Raw genomic sequence first — 17,452 nt, 5'->3', positions numbered from 1 at the left:
CCGGTCGGGCTACGCCCTCCCTGCGTCACGAGCCCGGCGTAGCCCTCTCATCATGGTCGACGCTCCACTTCCATCCTGTTCGCCGCGCGGCAATTTGCGTGGTCCGAACAGGGGGACGGGGTTTCAGCCAGCGCGGATGCTGCATGGACACGGCCCGACATTGCTGCCTTCCACAGCACTCGCCCGCGCAGTCACCCGCCCGCTGAGCCGACATGTGCGGCTGGCCTCTGAAATTTATGCCGCCTGGAAGTGCAATTGTGGCACGGCCGCAACCAGCTTCCTCGTATAGGGTTGCCGAGGCCGTAAAAATACGTCGTCCGCTCCACCGGCTTCGACGGCCACGCCATGGTGCATGACAAGAACGCGGTCGCTGAGGTGGTGCACGACGCCGAGATCATGCGAGATGAATAGATAGCTGACACGCAAATGCGACTTGAGATCTCCAAGCAGATCGAGAATTTGCGCCTGAATGGATACGTCAAGTGCCGCGACCGGCTCGTCACACACGATGATCTTGGGGCGCGGAGCAATTGCGCGCGCGATCGCAACCCGTTGGCGTTGACCGCCCGACAGTTCCAGTGGACGCCTGGTCCTGAAGTTTGGTGACAGACCCACGAGATCAAGCAGCTCGCTGACCTCCGATTGTCGACTGGCTCTGTCGAGGGGATGTCCGCTACGTCTGGCCAAGGCATCATCAATGACACGCTCGATGGTCCAACGCGGATCGAATGAACTTAGTGGGTCCTGGTAGATGACCGAGATATCCGATCGCCGCTGGCGGCGCTCTTTCTCAGTCGCTGTAGTCCACGGCGAACCCTCGAGTGTCACCTCTCCTTGGTCCGGCCTTTCGAGCGCGAGCGCCATGCGTGCCACGGTCGTCTTCCCGGACCCTGACTCGCCGACGATGCCTAGCGTCTCTCCATGGCCGAGGCGAAACGAGACGTCATTGACGACGGTACGCAGCTTGCCATCCGGTCCGCGAAAGCGCTTGACGAGCCGTTCCGCCTCAAGCAGGGGTCGACCGCACTGTGCGATACTCGATTGGGTCAGCGCTCTGGTCTCTTCTCCTTCAGCCGAGATGAAGCGCGGCGCCGTCGAGGACGAAAGACGGCTCCCGCGTGACCGGACGGATGGGATCGCCTTGAGAAGGCCCCGCGTATAATCATGTCTCGGATCGCCAAAGATCTGTTCTGATGAGCCATGCTCGATGATTTCGCCGTGTCGCATCACAATAACCTCGTCGGCCATCTGCGATACCACGGCAAGATTGTGGCTGATGAGAATCATGGCCTTGCCGCGTTGGCGGGTTTCGCTGAGCAGATCCAGGATTTGCGCCTGGATCGTAACGTCCAGCGCCGTCGTGGGCTCATCTGCGATCAAAAGAGCTGGATCGAGTGCGATTGCCGTCGCAATCAAGGCTCTTTGCCGTTGCCCGCCTGAAAGCTCATGTGGAAGCTGCCGCGCCTTGACCGCCGGCTCGGGCACGCCCACGAGATTCAGAAGCTCAACTACCCGTTCCGTCAAGTCTGCGCGTGTCCTGATTGCACGGTGAACACTTAGTGCTTCACCGATCTCCTTGCCAACCGGTCTCAGCGGATCGAGCGACACCAGCGCGTCCTGTAACACAAAGCCAATGCGCTTGCCGCGCAAGGCTCTCCATTCCCTGTCACCGAGTCGATCGATATTCTTCCCCTGAAAAGTCAGGCGGTCAGCTTGGACATGAGATCGCGCCCCGGTCAGACCAACCAGCGTCCGGGCCGTAACGCTTTTGCCTGATCCCGATTCACCGACGATCGCGACGCACCGGCCTTCCTCAACCCTGAAAGAGACCCTCTTGACCACAGCTCGCCGCGAATGCGCCGGCCCGAAGGAAACGTTGAGGTTTTGTACGGTGAGCAACGGGTCGCTAGCCGGGGGCTTTGTGGCATTTTGCCGGAAGGAAGCTGCGGGATAGGTCACGTTCATGGAAGCTCGATCCTTCCTTCCAGGCGTTGCTGCACGTACTGGCCGATGACAGTCACTGAGAGCGCGAAGGTAGCGATGGCGATCCCGGGCATGACCTCGAGCCACCATGCATAGATTACGTAGTTGCGCCCGGCATTGAGCAGTGCGCCCCATTCCGATGACGGGGGCGCAACTCCCAAGCCGAGAAACGAAAGGCCGGATGCCCAAATGATGGCTTGCCCGATACCGAGCGTGAACATTGTCGCAAGCGGGCTGATTGCGTTGGGGAGGATATGCTTGAACAGGATGCCCCTGGGCGAGTGGCCTAACGCCTTTGCCGCCTCAACATAACCAGTAGCTTTGACCCTCAGAACCTGCACCCTCACCATGCGTGCATATCCTGGCGATGTTCCAAGGCCGACCGCGATAATCAGTGTCGAGACCGAGGTGCCCAACAACGAAACGAAGAGAAGCGCAAGGAACAGAGTGGGGAGAGCGAACAGGGCGTCGAAGAGCCGGCTGAGCACGTTGTCGATCCAGCCGCCAGACAGGCCCGCCGTCACGCCGAGTATGAGCGCGATGGCAAGGCTGAGCGCAGTCGCACCCAGCCCAATGGAGAGAGACTGACCTGTCCCCGCCACGATGCGGGAATAGAGATCCCGTCCGGACTGGTCCGTCCCCAGCCAATGCGTCAATGAAGGGGCCTTGAGAGGTGACATCAAGCTCAGCGCCAACGGATCATGCGTCTGAAGCAGTTTCGGCGCAATCGCCGCGATGAGGAAAAAGGCGGTGAAGACAGTCGCGATATAGACCGGAACCGGAAACATACGGGCGCCCGTCAGCACTCTTGCAGTTATGAACGCTTTTGTATGTCCCGCGGAGCCATTGGCGAAACTCATGCCTCTTTCATCCTCGGGTCGACGAGTTGTATCGTGAGATCCACGATCAAGCTGGCGGCGACAAACAGCGCAGCTGAAACCAGGATCACCCCTGACACGACCGGGACATCGCGTGTGGACGATGCTGCGACAAGGACGCCGCCGAGCCCCTGACGGCCGAAGACCGCTTCAATCAATACGGCGCCCGACAGCAGCTTGCCTATGATCCAGCCGGAAAGGGTGATCCCCGGCAAGGCCGCATGGCGCAGAGCGTGACGTAGACGGAGGCTGAGATCACCTGTGCCGCGCATTCTCGATGAGGTGATGAAAGGCTGATCAAGAACCCGCGTGAATCCGCTCAAGACCGCTTGACCAAGGAAGCCGTAGATTTCCAGGGCCAGGGCCATCGTAGGCAGAACGACGCCCATGAGGGTGTTGCCGCCCACGACAGGAAACAAGCGAAGCTGGATCGCGAAAACGACCAGCAGGATTGTCGCCAGCCAATAGGGCGGCAGGGTTGCCAGGAAGACCTGAAACCCGCCTAGCGCCTTGGACCATATGTTGTTACGCCCGGCGAAAAGAACCGTGGTCGTGATGGTGATGATCCAGGCGGTCAACATGGCGGCAAAAGCGAGCGCAATCGTTGGTCCGATCTGGCGCGCAATCAGGTCTGTGACAGGTTGATATTGGACGTAGGACTGCCCAAGGTCTCCGTGCATCACGTCCCTTACATACTTTCCGTATTGCACGAAGACGGGTTGATCGAAGCCATATTTGGCATTGATGGCGAGTAGCTGGTCCCGAGGAATCTCTCCCACGTTTCCGCTATTTGCATTGAAGATGATCTGGGCCCGTTCCCCGGGCATCAGAAACTGCACAAAGAAGGTGAATGTCGCCGCGGCCCAAACCACGATCAGGCCGGACAAGAGCCGGCGCGCTAGCCAAAGGCTTTGATGGCCTATCGTCTTCACCGCATTCATTTCTTGTCGGTGAAATATGCGTCCGAGAAAACGGGCTCGCCCACCGACCCGCTGTCGAGCCAGATGTCCTTCACATTATCGGCTAAAGCGAGGGTGACGTCCAAAACCGTGTAACTCAGGGACGGCGCGTTCTCGATAATCCGCCGTTCCGCCTGCTGATAAAGCGCGGTCCGTTGCGCCTTGTCACCAGCCTGTTCAGCCTTCTGAATGATGTCCCACAGGGGCAGATCCTGATAGCGGGATGGATTGAAGGGATTGCGGACACCATTCAGGTCAGGCTTGTACGAAATACGATAGATCTCGGCGCCAGGCGCAACCCAATACAGTGGAACGACCTCATAGTCATTTGGACCAAGATTCTTTCCTGCCCAGAAATCAGCCTGGTTGGTCGGCTGGAGCCGCACGTCGAACCCTGCGGCCTTCGCTTGCTGCTGGATGATCTGCAGGACCTGATCGCCGTCGGGAGGCGAAAAGGCATTGGTGTAGGTGATGCGTATGATCAGCGCTTTGCCGTTCTTGCTGCGAATGCCGTTTGCATCGCGCTCTGTCCACCCAGCCTCATCGAGCAGCTTGTTCGCCTTCGCGAGGTCATAGGAATAGGATTTTGAGAGCTCGCTGACATATTCCGGCGAGCTTTGGCTCAAAGCGAAATTGCCCTCATAGGGCAGTGAGCCAAGAAACGCCGCTTGCACGGCAGCACGTCGGTCCGAGGCGTAAGCAAAAGCCTGCCGAACACGCACGTCGTCGAACGGCGGTCTCTCGGAGAACAACGCAAGCCGAAGCGGCGTTCCACCCGTGAGGTGGCGCACGATCTTGAACCGGGAATTGGCGTCCTGCCAGTTGACGGCAGGGATATGATAGACAACGTCGGATTCGCCGGTCAGAAGTGAGCCGTAGCGTATCGTGGGGTCAGCGAGAAAACGCCACTCAATTCCTTCGACATAGGCTGGGCCTTGATGCTTGGCAGTGGCCGGCGCCGAATTATAGTTTGGGTTTCGACGGAATATGACGTTCTTGCCGCGGTTCCATTTCTCTACGATGAACGGACCCGAACCAACTGGGCTTTCGCAGTTCACGGCCTTGCTACGCTTAAGCGCCGTCGGCGACAAGATGCCTTGCGAGGACTGCGCAAAGACATTCAGCAGCGGCTCGAACGGCGTCTTCAACGTGATTTTGAGCGTCAGCGGGTCGGCAACCGCCGCGGACTCGAAGATGCCCCTGAGATAAGGACCGGCTGTGGGGTTCTCGAGCTCCGGACTGTCGCTCAGCCATCCATTGATGTTATCGACGACCGCCTGGGCGTCCAGAGACGTCCCGTCCGTGAATTTGACATCGGGCTTGATCTGGAAGGTGTAAGTTTTGCGGTCATCCGAGATGGTCCAGGCGGTCGCAAGCCAAGGCAGGATCCTTCCGTCTTCAGCCCTGGCGACCAGATTGTCGCTGAATTGACGCTGAAGGTACCACTGCTGCACCCAACCACCATAGAGGCACGGCGGCTCCTGGAAGTGTCCGTACCGGATAATCCCACCCGATTGCGGCTTGCCAGCCGAAGCGCCCTCCGCGTGCACCGGATCCGCAATCGAAAGGCCAGACATCGCGATGGCGATGATTGCGGCGCGAGACTTCACACGACGATTCAGACTTTTGAGAAGAAACACCGCATGAACGGCAGCCGGCTTGGACATGATAAGCTCCGAATGTGATAAAGGAGAAGCACTCAGGCGGCGGAGACCTGGTCGGTGCGCTCGCCCTGCAGTGGGATGCCGAGGTGCTCGCGCAGCGTTTCGCCGCGATAATCCGAGCGGAACAAGCCGCGCCGCTGAAGAACGGGAACAACGTGATCGACGAACGCAGGCGTGCCGTCGGACAGAACATCAGGTATGACGTTGAACCCGTCGACTGCGCCAGCCCGGAACCATTCTTCGAAGGATGCGGCAATCTGTTCCGGCGATCCGACCAGCACCCGGTGGCCGTAAGCAGGCGCCTCTACGATGATCTGGCGGACTGTTTTGCCGGAGCGCACGAGAGCTTCCACAGTGCGATGTTGGCCAATGGAAAAAGCAGCGTCCGCATGTCCCGGCAGTAAGCTGAGGTCGATTGGCTCGTTGATCTTCAGCCTTTCGGCAGGAAAGCCGAAACGACTGGCCAGCGCATCAAGGGCAACGTCAAAGTTGATTAGATCGTCAAGCTCCGCCTTGCGCTTGATTGCTTCCTCTTCGGTTCCGCCGACGAACGTGACGATACCCGGCAGGACAAGGGGCGCCCGTCGTCCATGTTGAGAAGCAAACGACCTGAGGCGATCGGCCTCGCGCAGGGCGATTTCCAAATCGCCTGTCGATGAGAACACGGCATCGGCGCTTCGGGCCGCGAACCGGAGCCCTGGATCGGATCCGCCGGCCTGGAAAATAACCGGCTGCCCCTGTCTTGAGCCGGGATGTGTCAGTGGCCCGCTGATGTCGAAGAACTCGCCGGCATGCCTCGTCGTCCGCAGCCTGCTCGGATCACCAAACCGCCCCGAGGCCTGATCCAGGATAAGAGCGCCTTCTCCCCAGCTATGCCAAAGGGTTCGCACCGCCTCCACAAATTCTTCGGCTCGGCGATAGCGGTCATCACGTGACAGCACGTCGCCGCCAAAGCTCCTGGCCGTATAGACATTGGACGTCGTAACTGCGTTCCAGCCCGCACGGCCGCCACTGACAACGTCAAGCGACTGGAATCGGCGCGCGAGGTTATAGGGTTCGTTGTAGGTGGTGGATGCCGAGCCGATCAGGCCGACAAATTTTGTTTCTCGCGCAATGCTGGCAAGCGTGATCGTCGGCTCGATGCCGTTGAGCGGTGGGTGCTTCTCGATTGCTGGATCGAGCGCTGGCGTGTCGGCGAGGAAAACCGCGTCGAGCTTTCCACGCTCGGCGAGCTTCGCGGCTCGTACGTAATGCTCAATATCGTAAAATGCGCCGGGAGAATTTCCGGGCCACCGCCACGCTGCGGTATGTCCCCCAGCACCATGCAGGTTCAAGCCAAGGTGAAGCTCACGTTCAAGCACTGACGTCATCACGCGGCACATGCGGTTCGTGTAGAGGTGGACCGGAAGGTCAAAAACGGCATCGCACTCTTCTCAATTTTCGGTAGCCATGAACGCGTCATGGCACTCCAACATTGTAGAGTAGCCGACCAGCGTCAACCGCGGAGGAAAAATAAGAATGCCTGTTTCAATTCGTGCCGCCGGATAATTAATTTCTGTTGGGAATGCCTCATGGCGCGGAACGATAAACTCCGTGACTGAGAAGCCCCATCTATCTGGTTTGCATCACATCGACGGACCGACGCAGCGACCAACTCAGAGTCGCGTAGACACGAATGCGCCACAAGGCATTCCAGCGCCAGCGACAAGAGCGTTGCTTGCGTCTATGCATCATACTGCGCCCCGCGCACAAAGATTGAATCTCAGGGTGCACGGCTCGGAACAGAAGGGCGATCGCGCCGTAATCAAGCTTGCGCGTTCTGATGTTTCAGGACTGATAGCCCCATCGTCATAATCCGAGCCATCTCAAGGTAATGAGTTGCAATGGATCACTGATAGGCCGTCCTGTCTCGACCTTGCGCGCCAACATCTGCGGCGTGCGCCAGGGGCGCATCGCCTAAACGCAAAATGGCACCCGTAGGAGCGTGAGCATAGCCCCCCGAAGGGGCACGCGGGTCCGAGTGCAGTGACGACCGGTAGGGTGGTTGGCAATGATGGGACGCTGGAGCCATCTGCCTAAGTACGGGGATCAGTCATCGCAGTTTGTGGATTTCGATGAGATAGTCCGTACCTGAACGAGGATGCGAGAATACATGTCTTGCCTCTTTTTGACCGCCAGAAGCGGTTCGGCAGAGACGCGTCAATATGAGCCACTCTGAATGTTCAGCTCTTCAGAGAGCCCGCGTATCTCAGGCTGCGGGTCCATAGACCGACGAGCGCGATAGTGATGAGGATCGTCACTCCGGATGCCATATAAAGCGCGGCCTCAATTGCGTTTGGAAATAGGGTCGGAAGGAGGAAGATCAGCGCACCGAGCCCGGCCGTCAGCAGGGTCGTGAAGGCCTGGACGCGCCCAATCAGGGCCGAATCCACAACGGTCGAAAGATGTCCGTTGGCCGCGGCCCGTGACAGGCTCCACAGCATTCCAGCTATGGCATAGAGCACGATCGCCATCAGCGGGCTGGTCACAAAAGACAGCACAACCAATGAGGCCGGGCCCCTGCAAGAACCGCGGCGGTTGCTCGGGCCAGTTTCCTGGCGAGCGCAGGTATCCCGGCAAGAGCGAGAGCGGCCATGCCGGCGATCGCGGCGGTCATCTCGAGCATGCCGAAGAGATCGCTCCCGCCGCCAAGCGAATGAATAACGAAATCAGGCAACAATAGGTTTGTAATCTGGATCACCGCAAGGCCAGTCCCACCGTGACCGCGGCGGACAGGCTTTGCGGTTCGTTCAGAAGATAGCGGAACACTTCACGCGAAGCGGAAAGCGGAGTAAGGCCCTTTATCGAACTGCGACTGCTTTCGGTTCCCGTCGTCAGCCTCCCGAGCAAAGGCAGAATGGCCACAGCCATACCGGCCGATAGGCCGGCTGTGGTAGCGCCGCCGAGACGATCTATGGCATAGCCCGCCATACCTGTCCCGAGGGCAAGACCGGCCTGATTGAAGAAGGAGAGGCGGATGTTGAATGCCATGCGCTCGGTCTCGGGAACGATTGACTGGAGCAACCCACTCATCGCGCCGGCCAGCAGCGCTAACCGAACGCGCCGAGAATGGCCGAAGAACCAGGAGTGGTCGCGAGAGGTCCTCGGGGAGGAGCTGCACGAGGGCCAACACAAAAAGGCCGCAGGCCCTGATTGCTTGCCCCGTCGCGCTGACTGTGAGCCGACTATGTCGGTCGACGATGTACCCGCTGAGGGGCGCCAGAAACAATCCAGCGACGCTCGAGGTCAGCAGCAGAAGGCCAACCAGACTGGATCCGCCGGCGTGGAAGCCAATCCACGCCGGCAGGACGATGCCAACGCCAACAATAAAAAACGACGCTGAGGAAAACCTAACAAAGCAAAGTCGGTGTGTTGCTTGCATATCCAATTCGTTTCCTCCCGCTCTCCAGGAGGTTACCGCCCTCCCCTCAAGCTCGACCCGGGCGCGGCCGCTGCAAGGCGGAAAGGCCAGAATACGAAATCACAAATCCGGCCGTTCCCTGTCTCCGCGGAGATATCGGCGTGGACAATGGCACGGTCGCTATTACTCGCGGCCCTTAGAGTTGATCGTCGCCGCGCGCGTGGACGTGAATGGGATTTTTGATCTAAATTTTGATCTCAACGAACAGGGTCCCGGGCTGCGGCGTAGAGCGAAGAGGTCGCGGCTCGTCGCACGATCAGCAGCATTTTGAACGAGCGAACGGGCGCCTAACCAAGATCATCCGCCGGGACCGCCAATGGCACGAAGTCAAGGGAGCTTCGACCGGTGCCGACGGTTGCGCCGTCGGCGATTGAGGCCGGGGCGGTGCGAGAGGATGCCCGATCGAACGTGACGCCGATAAGGCATTGTGTCCGGTTCGCTGTTGCCTGGCGTCGCAATGCAACTGAGGACGCGAGCTTACTCGAATGTGGACGTCCAACCAGGCGGAAGCCCAACCCTTACCTGCACAGCGGGCGATTCGATTTAGATGAGCAAAGACTGATGTCTCGATCACGCTTGACGATCACATCAGCGCAATCGCCATCCTTGTCGCTGGAATGCGTAGATCGGATTCATCCCGCAATAGGCTGAGGTACCGGAGGCGGTGGCCATACACTGGTCATAAAACTGGCAATTGCCAGGATATCCCAAGGTACGTCCCTGCAGGCAATAAACGTCCTGCCGAGCCGGTGGGATGTGCTAACGCCCCCGCGGAGCGGCGGTCGAAGGCGATCCAAAGCCGACGAGCATCGGAAGTGCAAACACAGCGATGAAGAAAAGGTTGCGCATGATCTAGCCTCCGTTAAGTCTTGAGAGGATAGAAAATCCAGAAGTGATATTTTGATATTGGTAAAGGGCAAAACAATCCGTAGACGGTTTGGCCGATCGCCTTCGAAAGAACTCCAAGCGTCAGTCGCTCCGGCTTTCAAGCAGCATTCCTGCTATTTCTAAAAAGACGCGCATTTTTCAAGCGTGATGGCAACGTGTGCGGCGGAACACTCTACGGCAACAGCCGATCGGAGCTTGAGCACTCTCGCGCTTGCGCAATAAGTCAATTCGGGGACGGTCACAAATCGGCGCGCTTCAATGAGCTAAAGGAGTGGAAGATCGGCCATCAGGTACTCCGCGAGCGCGCATCGCTTGAGATGGGCGACTTGAGCGGGCCCGGCAGCGCCACATGACGATTCAGTGAGCTTGAGCTATCCTACGATTTCGTGACCCGCTCGATCCGGCGCAGCAGGGAATTGGCATACTCTTCACGCTCGCGCATGAAGCGCTCTTGCTGAGCTTTGAAGCTCTCGACCCGTTTTCTGATCTCATCGCGTTCACTGCCGCCATAGTCGGGCACGCTGAGGCAACCCGGCTCAACGACTTTTTTCGGCACAGAGCGGGGCCGCTCGATCTCTACCTTCAGCGATTCGGTGAAGGCCATCGTTTCAGCGACGAGCGCATCGAGCTCGCTCTTCCAATCGTGCATTGACGCAACCCCCACGAAATAATCCCGCCATGCTAGACGAGCCAATTCATCACAAGCCAGGCTGCGGCAATGGCGCAAACGCCGATTGCCAGATAGCGCAGTCCAACCCTCATGGTTCAAAGGAAGACCTCGATCCGTAGTGTCGCGCGTCGGGGCGACACTACATCAGCTACGCTCCGGTCACAGGCTGCCCATGCGAAAGACGGTTCTCGGATCCGGGCAACGGCCTCGAATGTCTTTCTAAAGTGGGGCAGCTCTGGGCTTGGCGATATCGCAACTTCCCACACTCGATGTGGTGAAATTCATCAAAAACGAGCTCCCGGACGCCGAATTCAAGCGCCATCGCAGGGTTGCACCTCGTGTGTTGCCGCCTACGAGCGCCTGTTCCCTGACCGATTGAGCGCGCGCTACTGTTTCGGCTAGCCGCGGTAGAGTCAAAGTCGAAGTTCTTTGTTTTCGGGCTTTCGATTCAGGAATTCTGCGTCCGACGGCGACAATACGCAACGCGGGATCAGGATCCTCGACCGGTCGGCGGCTCGCGAGCTTTGACCTGCAAAGCTGAATGCCGACTGCGAGCTAGTCCCTATTTCGCTTGAAGCGATATGGGATTGCCGGAATGCCGGCCAACCTGTAGACGATCCCGGCGCCGCCGCGCGGTCGCCTTTCAGCGGCGGGGCCTGTAGCTCAATGGTTAGAGCCGGCCGCTCATAACGGTCTGGTTGCAGGTTCGAGTCCTGCCGGGCCCACCGCCCTTAAAAAGGGCCCTTGATCTCTCAGCGCTTTTTGCCGATTAGACAAATTCAACCACCACAACTAGACAAATTCGTTTCTCAGTTTTCACCACGGTTTGTTCTGCGCCAGCGACTTCATCGCGTCCTCGTTTTCTGAGCCTCTTCGAGCTGCGCGATGGCGCGCTTCGCACGGCGCTTCCGGTCGGCGTTCTCAATGTAAACCTGAAGCTCGCGCAGATCCTTGTGACCGCTGATCGCTTGCAAGTCGCGCACGTCCAGCACCCGGCCATCGGGCCCCTCGTAATCAGCGAGCCGCGTCAGGCACAGCTTGCGCAGGCCGTGGCTTGAGCATTCCGGCAAGCCCGCCTCGTCGCACCACTCGCGCATCTTGTTGCCGAACCCGTTCGCCGTGAACGGCTTGCCGAACGATGTCACGAGGTAGGTCTCGGTGCCGGTCAGTGGCGTCGCCGCAATGATGTCCGTCTCCTGCATCAGCGGCACATTACACCCGCACCGAAACTGGCCGGACGGTGGTCGCGCCACCTTCGACGACAGGCACGGTTCGATGAAGCCGGAGGGACGCCGCAGGATCATGGCCGGAGGCTAAAATATCGGTGGCTCTGCATGCCAGAGCACCAGATCATCCAATGCAACGAGCACGATCTTGTCAGTCAGCGCGGCTGATACAATTGCATCCTCTGTAAATGTTGACGTTGTGATGATGTAGCCGCGATGCGCATTCTGCTCTTCCACAACTCCCTTGAATTGCTGGATGGTCGGTCGGCCAACTTTATTCTCCGTCGAGTTTCGCTTGCATTGGACGATCATTAGGCCGTCAGGGTGGACGGCAAAGCCATCGACACCAAAGTCATTCGATTTTCGAGTAACCCAAGCCTCAAGGCCAGCCCTATGAAAAAAGCTCATGCTGTGCTGTTCGAAATTGAAGGGGTCCATGCTGAGCAAGTATTTTCGGAGCGCCATCTCCTCCACCGGCATGGCGAACCGGGTGGGATCCATCGGCTGCTCTTTCATTGCAGCCTTCATTTGTGCGCTAGTCTGACGTAGTCGCTCGTCTTCAATGATGATGTCGATGATTTCCGCAATATCGGTTCGTGCCTCCGGGCTTGTCACGACAGCTTCGATAATCGAGGTAATGCCTGCCGTACCGAGAAAGACCAGCAACAGTACCGGAACGCCAAGAGCGCCACCAAACGCTGCTATGCCAGCGGCATGGCCACCGACCAACGGGATTGCAGCGAGAGTGGCCGGTAACGCGATCTTCATTGACAATGATAGATTTGACTTCCGGTAATTTGAAACGGTTGCAGATATGCTCTTGGCCATCGCCTTGATGGTCGTCCGTGAATTGATCAGCGCGTTCAACTGCCTCAATTTTTCGAGGGAGCTTACTTCGCTTGCAACGACCTCGCGCGATTGGCTAAGCCAGCGTATCGCGAGGACCCGATCTTCGGGGCGCGTCGTGTGGGTGATGGTTGAGGCGAAGAGGCCCACAAGCCACGTCTTAATTCCGTTGGTCACATTGACGAACACGGCTGCTCCACAGGCGAGACGGATAGGGCGGTTCTATTTGCACGAAATCTCCAAGTCATCCGTGTCGCGCGGCAATTTCCTCTTTCTCGCTGGCTTTGAGATTGACGAACTTCATGTTGACCCTCGGCGGGACAGCGAAGTCCACGTCGAGGTACGCTGTGCCGAGCTTCATGGTGCCTTGGATGCGCTTCGCCGTCGCTGCGCTGGTGATGAGGGCCGTGACCAGCACGCCGCCACTGGTCGCTTTGGCGGCGATGGCATTTTCTTTCTGGATGTCGGCGTTGCTGTTTGATTTCAAGCGAAGCCGAGCTTTTGGTGGCAGGCCCCACGTCACTTTGAAAGTCGTCACCTCATAGCCCATCTGTTCAAGGATCGGCAGAGCATCGCCGACCTGTTGGGTGAAGGTGTTGAACTCGATCATCAGCTTGCCCGTTGCATCCGAGAAGTCCGGAAGCGAAAGGTCCGGCATCGACGGCAGTGACACGGAGGGCAGCGATGGCATCATGTCTCGCGCGGATTTGGTGATGCTGTCGATCCGGCTCGGCGCGGCCTCTTCGGCCTCGGCAACGGCGACGGTGCTGAACAACACAACGATTATCGAAAATGCCCTCATTCAACTCCCCCTTTGGCTCCGACCGCCAGATTAGGCATCGGGCGACGTTAAGCAGGCACGTCATCGATCTACTAGTGCCCGAGAATGGTCTGCATTCGACCCTGCAAGGCTTCGATCAGCGCAACGCGTCCCTCGGCGTTATTGAGATAGCGGACATGCCGGAGATGTCGAAGGTCAAAGGGAATATCATTTTCGTTCTGCGTGATTAGGATCACCTCTCGACCGAGGGTGTGGGCGATACCGGCTTCGTAGAACACGTTCGGATTTCTACCCGTACAGTCGCACACAACAATGCGCGAACGATCAATACGTGCGACTACATCTTGAATGATCGCAGCATTTTCCCAAATGTCGTCGGCCCGTCGACACAGAAGTCCGACGTTACCACGGACGCGTAGGACCAAACTTCGGTTTGGCCTTCCGCAGCCTTGTTCGCGGGTGGCCCCATGCATCCGAGAACCTGTTCCTTGGAGAGGCCGACCATCTGCGCCCGGGCGTCCTGCGCCACTTGGGCTCGCTGAATAGCGCAGCCTGCTAGCGTGACGCTGAGCGCCACGGCCAATCCCACATTACGCATTCTTCTTAATCTCCTCCGCCGCCCGCACACTATCCACAACCGGGGGGCGAAGGAAAGCGGTACCGATCGCGTTTTTGGCGGGCGCCTCCGTCTTGGCAAAGACATGGCCCGACCGGCCTTTTCCAGAGCGTTACTCGAAGTGCGTGAGAATAGATTTACAAGCAAAAACAATGTTTTAATGCACGCGACAGTGATGGCTGAACGGGTCGGATACCCACCAGCTACAGGAGCAAGCCAGTGCCAATCCCCATCCCCTTTTCGGTCTTTCAGACGACACCCGGCCAGAATTTTCCCAAGCCGCTTTTTGGCCTCCACGCGTATTCGCTCGAACAGGCCCGCGAGGCCAAGGTCGCGGGCGAGACCATCGTCGTCGCCGTCGCGCTCAGGAAAGGCAGGGAGAGGTTAAGTGCAGCGGGCCTGATGCGAAGCGCGCAGCGCGCAGCGCTCTGACGCGCACCACGCGCCATCCTATTCGCTTTTCGGGTCCCTCGGGGGCCAGGGCTAAACGCGGGGACCGCGCGACCGCGCCACTTCAGCATATTTACAGTTTCCATTTTTCGGGTTTCGTATGCTGAATTCGATTTTGAGGTTCACGGAGATGCGGCGCACTGATCTGGCTGAGGCAACGTTGGAAGGCTGGGCGCGGCTCGACGCAGCGCAGCGCCAGCGGTTCTTCGAGGCGTTCGTTGCGGCGGCGGTACGGCTCGACATGCTGGAGCTGCGCGCTTGGCTCTGGCGTCGGCTCCGAGAGCCGCCGCTAGTCGCGATTGATCCGGCTCGCTTCACGATTTCGGATGCCGATATTGCCCACCTTCTGAGGACGGCGGGCAATGCACCGGGCGGCGAAGCTGCCGCCGGGCCAGGGACGGGGCCGATGGCGGCTAGAACCCGCAGGCAATCGCTTCCGCCCTTGTTCAGCTCGCTGCGCCCAAGGATGCCAGGCTGCGAAACTGAGCTACGTCAGGGAACAATCCAGACTACGGTCCCGATGATCGCAATCGAAAAGCCGATGATCACCAGGTCGACCGTGAGCCACTCAGGGATGCTGGACATAGCTTCGTCCTCCAGCGTCACTCTGTGCTTGATGAGGGTGGGCCAATGTGAACCAGTTCACACACCCGGTACAAAAATTTAGTGCGTACCGCGTCCCCATATTCTCAAATCAGGTTATCCCATGGAGCTGTGGGCTTGGCTTCGGCGGCGGCTAAAAAATCCGCCGCTCGCCCCGCCGTTCGATCCGGCTCGTTTGATGTTTGCGGATGCCGACCTTGCCGTCATCCTGAGGGCGGCGGGCGAAGCTGATCCCCCCATCGACCGGCGGTGCCCCCAACGAGAAGGAAGCGTACCGGCCGGGGGCATCAAACAGCAGGGAAGGCCGTTCGGTCCGGCCCGAGAGCCGACCCAGAACGCAAGTCGCGTTTTGACCCCCCGTAGACGTTTGCTGGGTCAACTTTTGTTCTGGCGTCGCTCCGGTTCCGGGTGCACATTGGTTCTATCACCGTGCTTTGGATCGGTGACGAGAACGCCGGTTGCGCTCCCTCCCAATTCACGCAGGGAAAGGAGAGTGCCATGGGACGACACCCACAATCCCACATTAACAACAACCTGAATGCGGAACGAGCCCGCATCATAGCGGAGCTGGAAAACACGCAGCCGGGACCGCAACGTGATCTTCTAGAACGCAAACTGCGCCAGCTTAAAACCGCTTCTAATCTAGACAAATGGCTGACGTCGCCGGGTCTGCAACCCCCTGAGCAATAAGGTCGTCTCAGGCCGACCGAGCGCGTAGGGAGCAGATGCAAGAGTACCGCGCACATATCATGGACCTCGACGGGCATATCGCGCTTCGCATCGTTCTAATGTGCGAGGACGAAACCGAAGCCAAGAAGCGCGCCAGATGCTTGGCTGACGGCTACGACGTAGAGCTGTGGTTTGAGGATCGAAAGATCACAGAATTTAAGAGTGAGTAAAGCTGTCTCGGTTGGCGGCCTTTAGGCACGGTGTTCTCTCCACCTTTTGAGGAGTGACGACAGTCGTATCGGCCGTGGATTACACATGCGCATCCTGAAAGTTGCACACGCAAATTCTTCGTGCCCTTCCGGCATTTCGCGCATCATCGCAACCTCGATGCGAACCGTGTCAGCATCGAAAGCCTGACGGGAAATTCCTCGTCATTTTCTTGAAGTCCTACCCTGTAATCCACCTCACACCCGCACCCAAGCGCGGTCCGATATAGTCTCTTGAGACGTCTTAGCGTCATTCGAGGAATTTACAGATTTCTTTCGTGCGGCTCAGTCGTTCTTGTGTGGTTGGGCACCGAAACGGAAGGCCGGCATGCCAACGTCATTTCCCCTTGTGCGATGGTCGACTGAGATGCTGCCGGAGCGCACACGGTTCTCCACGTTCCGTGAAGAGTTTGCGCGGCTGAACCTCGCCTTGGACGTGATAGATCACAGCGGTGGCCGACCACGTATCAATGTCACCTACTGGCCGCTCGGCCCGGTTGGCGTTTGTAGCATTGTCACCACGCCGGTGGAGTTTATCCGTCACAAACGCCACCTCAAGGATAGCCGTGACCAATTCGGACTGAACATCGTCGAAGCTGGCCCGGTCCAATTTGCAAATGCTGGCCAGGAACATGTCTATGATGTCGGCGCCGCTTGTTTGGTTGACCGGGGAAGGCTGCTGCGAGTATTTGGGCCGCGTGGCGCCAGCGTCAAATTCGTGACCGTGCCGGCTGCCGCCCTTAGGTCTCTGGTTGCGCAGCCGGAAGATCTATCAGGTCGGCCGGTGCGTCCCGAACCGGCGCTTAGACTGCTCGGCCGCTACCTGCGGTCGCTCGCATCCTTCAAAGAACCTCCGTCATCAACACTGGCCTCCACCGTCGGCGTACATCTCCTCGATCTCGTGGCCGCAACGCTCGGGCCGACGGCCGAAGCTGCAATCGTTACGGAGCGTGGAGTGAAGGCAGCCAAGCTTCAGGCGATCCTGGCGGAGGTCGCGCAACGCTTCGGCGATCCCAATGGCGATCTGAACAATGTTGCTGGAGCGCTCGGTATGTCGCGGCGATACGTGCAAAAGTTGCTCGAAGAGACCGGAAAGTCCTTCACCGAGCACCTTGCAGGGTGTCGGCTTGAGCGTGCCTTCGCGATGTTGACTGACCCGCACCATCTGCATTTGGCCATCATCGATATCGCGTTTGCAGTCGGCTTTGGTGATGTTTCTCATTTCAATCGCTCGTTCCGCCGACGCTTCGGCGAGACGCCATCAGGCGTGCGCGCCGCATCAATCGTGAGGCAGAAGTCATCCTGCGCCCCCTCACAATGCGCGGGCGACGGCCGCTGAAACGCGGATGGGCAGCGGGAGCGGCGGCGCAAGGCGTCAGGCCAAGGCCGCAGGAAGGCCGCACAGCGCGCCAAGGGCGCAGGGCCCGGCCACCGGGCGGGCCGCGCCAGCGCACAGGCGCGACATGGCTAGACACTCCGTTAAAAACCTTTGG

The 17,452-nt window shown here is 58.8% G+C and carries 16 protein-coding genes, 1 tRNA gene and 1 pseudogene; 4 read left to right on the top strand and 14 right to left on the bottom strand.

What is annotated here, in order from left to right; genetic code table 11:
* Positions 1 to 234 precede the first annotated feature (234 nt).
* The 8 genes from AB7008_RS06615 to AB7008_RS06580 form a co-directional block, all read right to left on the bottom strand.
* Positions 235 to 1,965 (bottom strand): dipeptide ABC transporter ATP-binding protein, encoded by a 1,731-nt coding sequence (locus tag AB7008_RS06615; protein WP_038936791.1) that lies wholly within the window; start codon positions 1,963 to 1,965, stop codon positions 235 to 237.
* A complete protein-coding gene (locus AB7008_RS06610; protein WP_038936790.1) occupies positions 1,962 to 2,843 on the bottom strand; it encodes an ABC transporter permease in 882 nt (293 codons plus the stop codon). Before AB7008_RS06610 ends, AB7008_RS06615 begins: the two co-directional genes overlap by 4 nt.
* Positions 2,840 to 3,802 (bottom strand): ABC transporter permease, encoded by a 963-nt coding sequence (locus tag AB7008_RS06605; RefSeq protein WP_038936789.1) that lies wholly within the window; start codon positions 3,800 to 3,802, stop codon positions 2,840 to 2,842. The genes AB7008_RS06610 and AB7008_RS06605 overlap by 4 nt, the downstream gene beginning before the upstream one ends.
* On the bottom strand, positions 3,799 to 5,487 hold the full coding sequence (locus AB7008_RS06600) for an ABC transporter substrate-binding protein (protein WP_038936788.1): 1,689 nt from the start codon (positions 5,485 to 5,487) through the stop codon (positions 3,799 to 3,801). Before AB7008_RS06600 ends, AB7008_RS06605 begins: the two co-directional genes overlap by 4 nt.
* A gap of 32 nt (positions 5,488 to 5,519) precedes the next feature.
* On the bottom strand, positions 5,520 to 6,854 hold the full coding sequence (locus AB7008_RS06595; RefSeq protein WP_038936787.1) for an NtaA/DmoA family FMN-dependent monooxygenase: 1,335 nt from the start codon (positions 6,852 to 6,854) through the stop codon (positions 5,520 to 5,522).
* An 852-nt stretch (positions 6,855 to 7,706) separates the two neighbouring features.
* Entirely contained in the window at positions 7,707 to 7,997 is a 291-nt protein-coding gene (locus AB7008_RS06590; RefSeq protein WP_028144232.1) for a hypothetical protein, read from the bottom strand.
* A gap of 11 nt (positions 7,998 to 8,008) precedes the next feature.
* Complete coding sequence (locus AB7008_RS06585) at positions 8,009 to 8,224, bottom strand: hypothetical protein (RefSeq protein WP_240536567.1); 216 nt, start codon at positions 8,222 to 8,224, stop codon at positions 8,009 to 8,011.
* Positions 8,221 to 8,514 carry a hypothetical protein gene (locus AB7008_RS06580; protein WP_240536566.1) on the bottom strand — a complete coding sequence of 98 codons (294 nt, stop codon included), beginning with the start codon at positions 8,512 to 8,514 and terminating at the stop codon, positions 8,221 to 8,223. Before AB7008_RS06580 ends, AB7008_RS06585 begins: the two co-directional genes overlap by 4 nt.
* On the opposite strand from AB7008_RS06580, the gene AB7008_RS06575 reads away from it, so the two are divergent.
* Complete coding sequence (locus tag AB7008_RS06575; protein WP_244433091.1) at positions 8,501 to 8,866, top strand: hypothetical protein; 366 nt, start codon at positions 8,501 to 8,503, stop codon at positions 8,864 to 8,866. The two genes, AB7008_RS06580 and AB7008_RS06575, sit on opposite strands and share 14 nt — an antisense overlap.
* 666 nt (positions 8,867 to 9,532) lie before the next feature.
* Here the strand turns inward: AB7008_RS06575 and AB7008_RS06570 are convergent.
* Positions 9,533 to 9,682, bottom strand: a pseudogene (locus tag AB7008_RS06570) (DUF3551 domain-containing protein); the annotation flags it as partial.
* 526 nt (positions 9,683 to 10,208) lie between these two features.
* Positions 10,209 to 10,481: a hypothetical protein gene (locus tag AB7008_RS06565; protein ID WP_038936786.1), complete on the bottom strand. Its 273-nt coding sequence runs from the start codon at positions 10,479 to 10,481 to the stop codon at positions 10,209 to 10,211.
* Between the two features lie 673 nt (positions 10,482 to 11,154).
* Between AB7008_RS06565 and AB7008_RS06560 the strand changes: the two genes are divergently transcribed.
* Positions 11,155 to 11,227, top strand: a tRNA-Ile gene (locus tag AB7008_RS06560).
* 120 nt (positions 11,228 to 11,347) lie between these two features.
* Here AB7008_RS06560 and AB7008_RS06555 read toward each other — a convergent pair.
* The 4 genes from AB7008_RS06555 to AB7008_RS06540 all read right to left on the bottom strand — a co-directional run bounded on the left by AB7008_RS06555 (position 11,348) and on the right by AB7008_RS06540 (position 13,633).
* On the bottom strand, positions 11,348 to 11,806 hold the full coding sequence (locus AB7008_RS06555; RefSeq protein ID WP_038936785.1) for a tyrosine-type recombinase/integrase: 459 nt from the start codon (positions 11,804 to 11,806) through the stop codon (positions 11,348 to 11,350).
* Positions 11,807 to 11,815: 9 nt separating this feature from the next.
* Positions 11,816 to 12,763 carry a restriction endonuclease gene (locus AB7008_RS06550; protein ID WP_244433089.1) on the bottom strand — a complete coding sequence of 316 codons (948 nt, stop codon included), beginning with the start codon at positions 12,761 to 12,763 and terminating at the stop codon, positions 11,816 to 11,818.
* A 55-nt stretch (positions 12,764 to 12,818) separates the two neighbouring features.
* Complete coding sequence (locus AB7008_RS06545) at positions 12,819 to 13,376, bottom strand: hypothetical protein (protein ID WP_157788454.1); 558 nt, start codon at positions 13,374 to 13,376, stop codon at positions 12,819 to 12,821.
* Between the two features lie 71 nt (positions 13,377 to 13,447).
* Positions 13,448 to 13,633, bottom strand: coding sequence for a hypothetical protein (locus tag AB7008_RS06540; RefSeq protein ID WP_244433088.1), 186 nt, complete (start codon positions 13,631 to 13,633; stop codon positions 13,448 to 13,450).
* Between the two features lie 557 nt (positions 13,634 to 14,190).
* Between AB7008_RS06540 and AB7008_RS06535 the strand changes: the two genes are divergently transcribed.
* A complete protein-coding gene (locus AB7008_RS06535) occupies positions 14,191 to 14,403 on the top strand; it encodes a hypothetical protein (protein WP_038936780.1) in 213 nt (70 codons plus the stop codon).
* A 1,923-nt stretch (positions 14,404 to 16,326) separates the two neighbouring features.
* Positions 16,327 to 17,298 carry an AraC family transcriptional regulator gene (locus AB7008_RS06530; RefSeq protein WP_441258648.1) on the top strand — a complete coding sequence of 324 codons (972 nt, stop codon included), beginning with the start codon at positions 16,327 to 16,329 and terminating at the stop codon, positions 17,296 to 17,298.
* The last annotated feature ends 154 nt before the right edge of the window (positions 17,299 to 17,452 follow it).

The sequence above is a fragment of the Bradyrhizobium sp. 521_C7_N1_3 genome (genome assembly GCF_052075975.1).
Classification (GTDB): Bacteria; Pseudomonadota; Alphaproteobacteria; order Rhizobiales; family Xanthobacteraceae; genus Bradyrhizobium; species Bradyrhizobium japonicum.
Note: the sequence above shows the minus strand (reverse complement) of the source record. Positions and strands in the feature narration are given on the sequence as shown.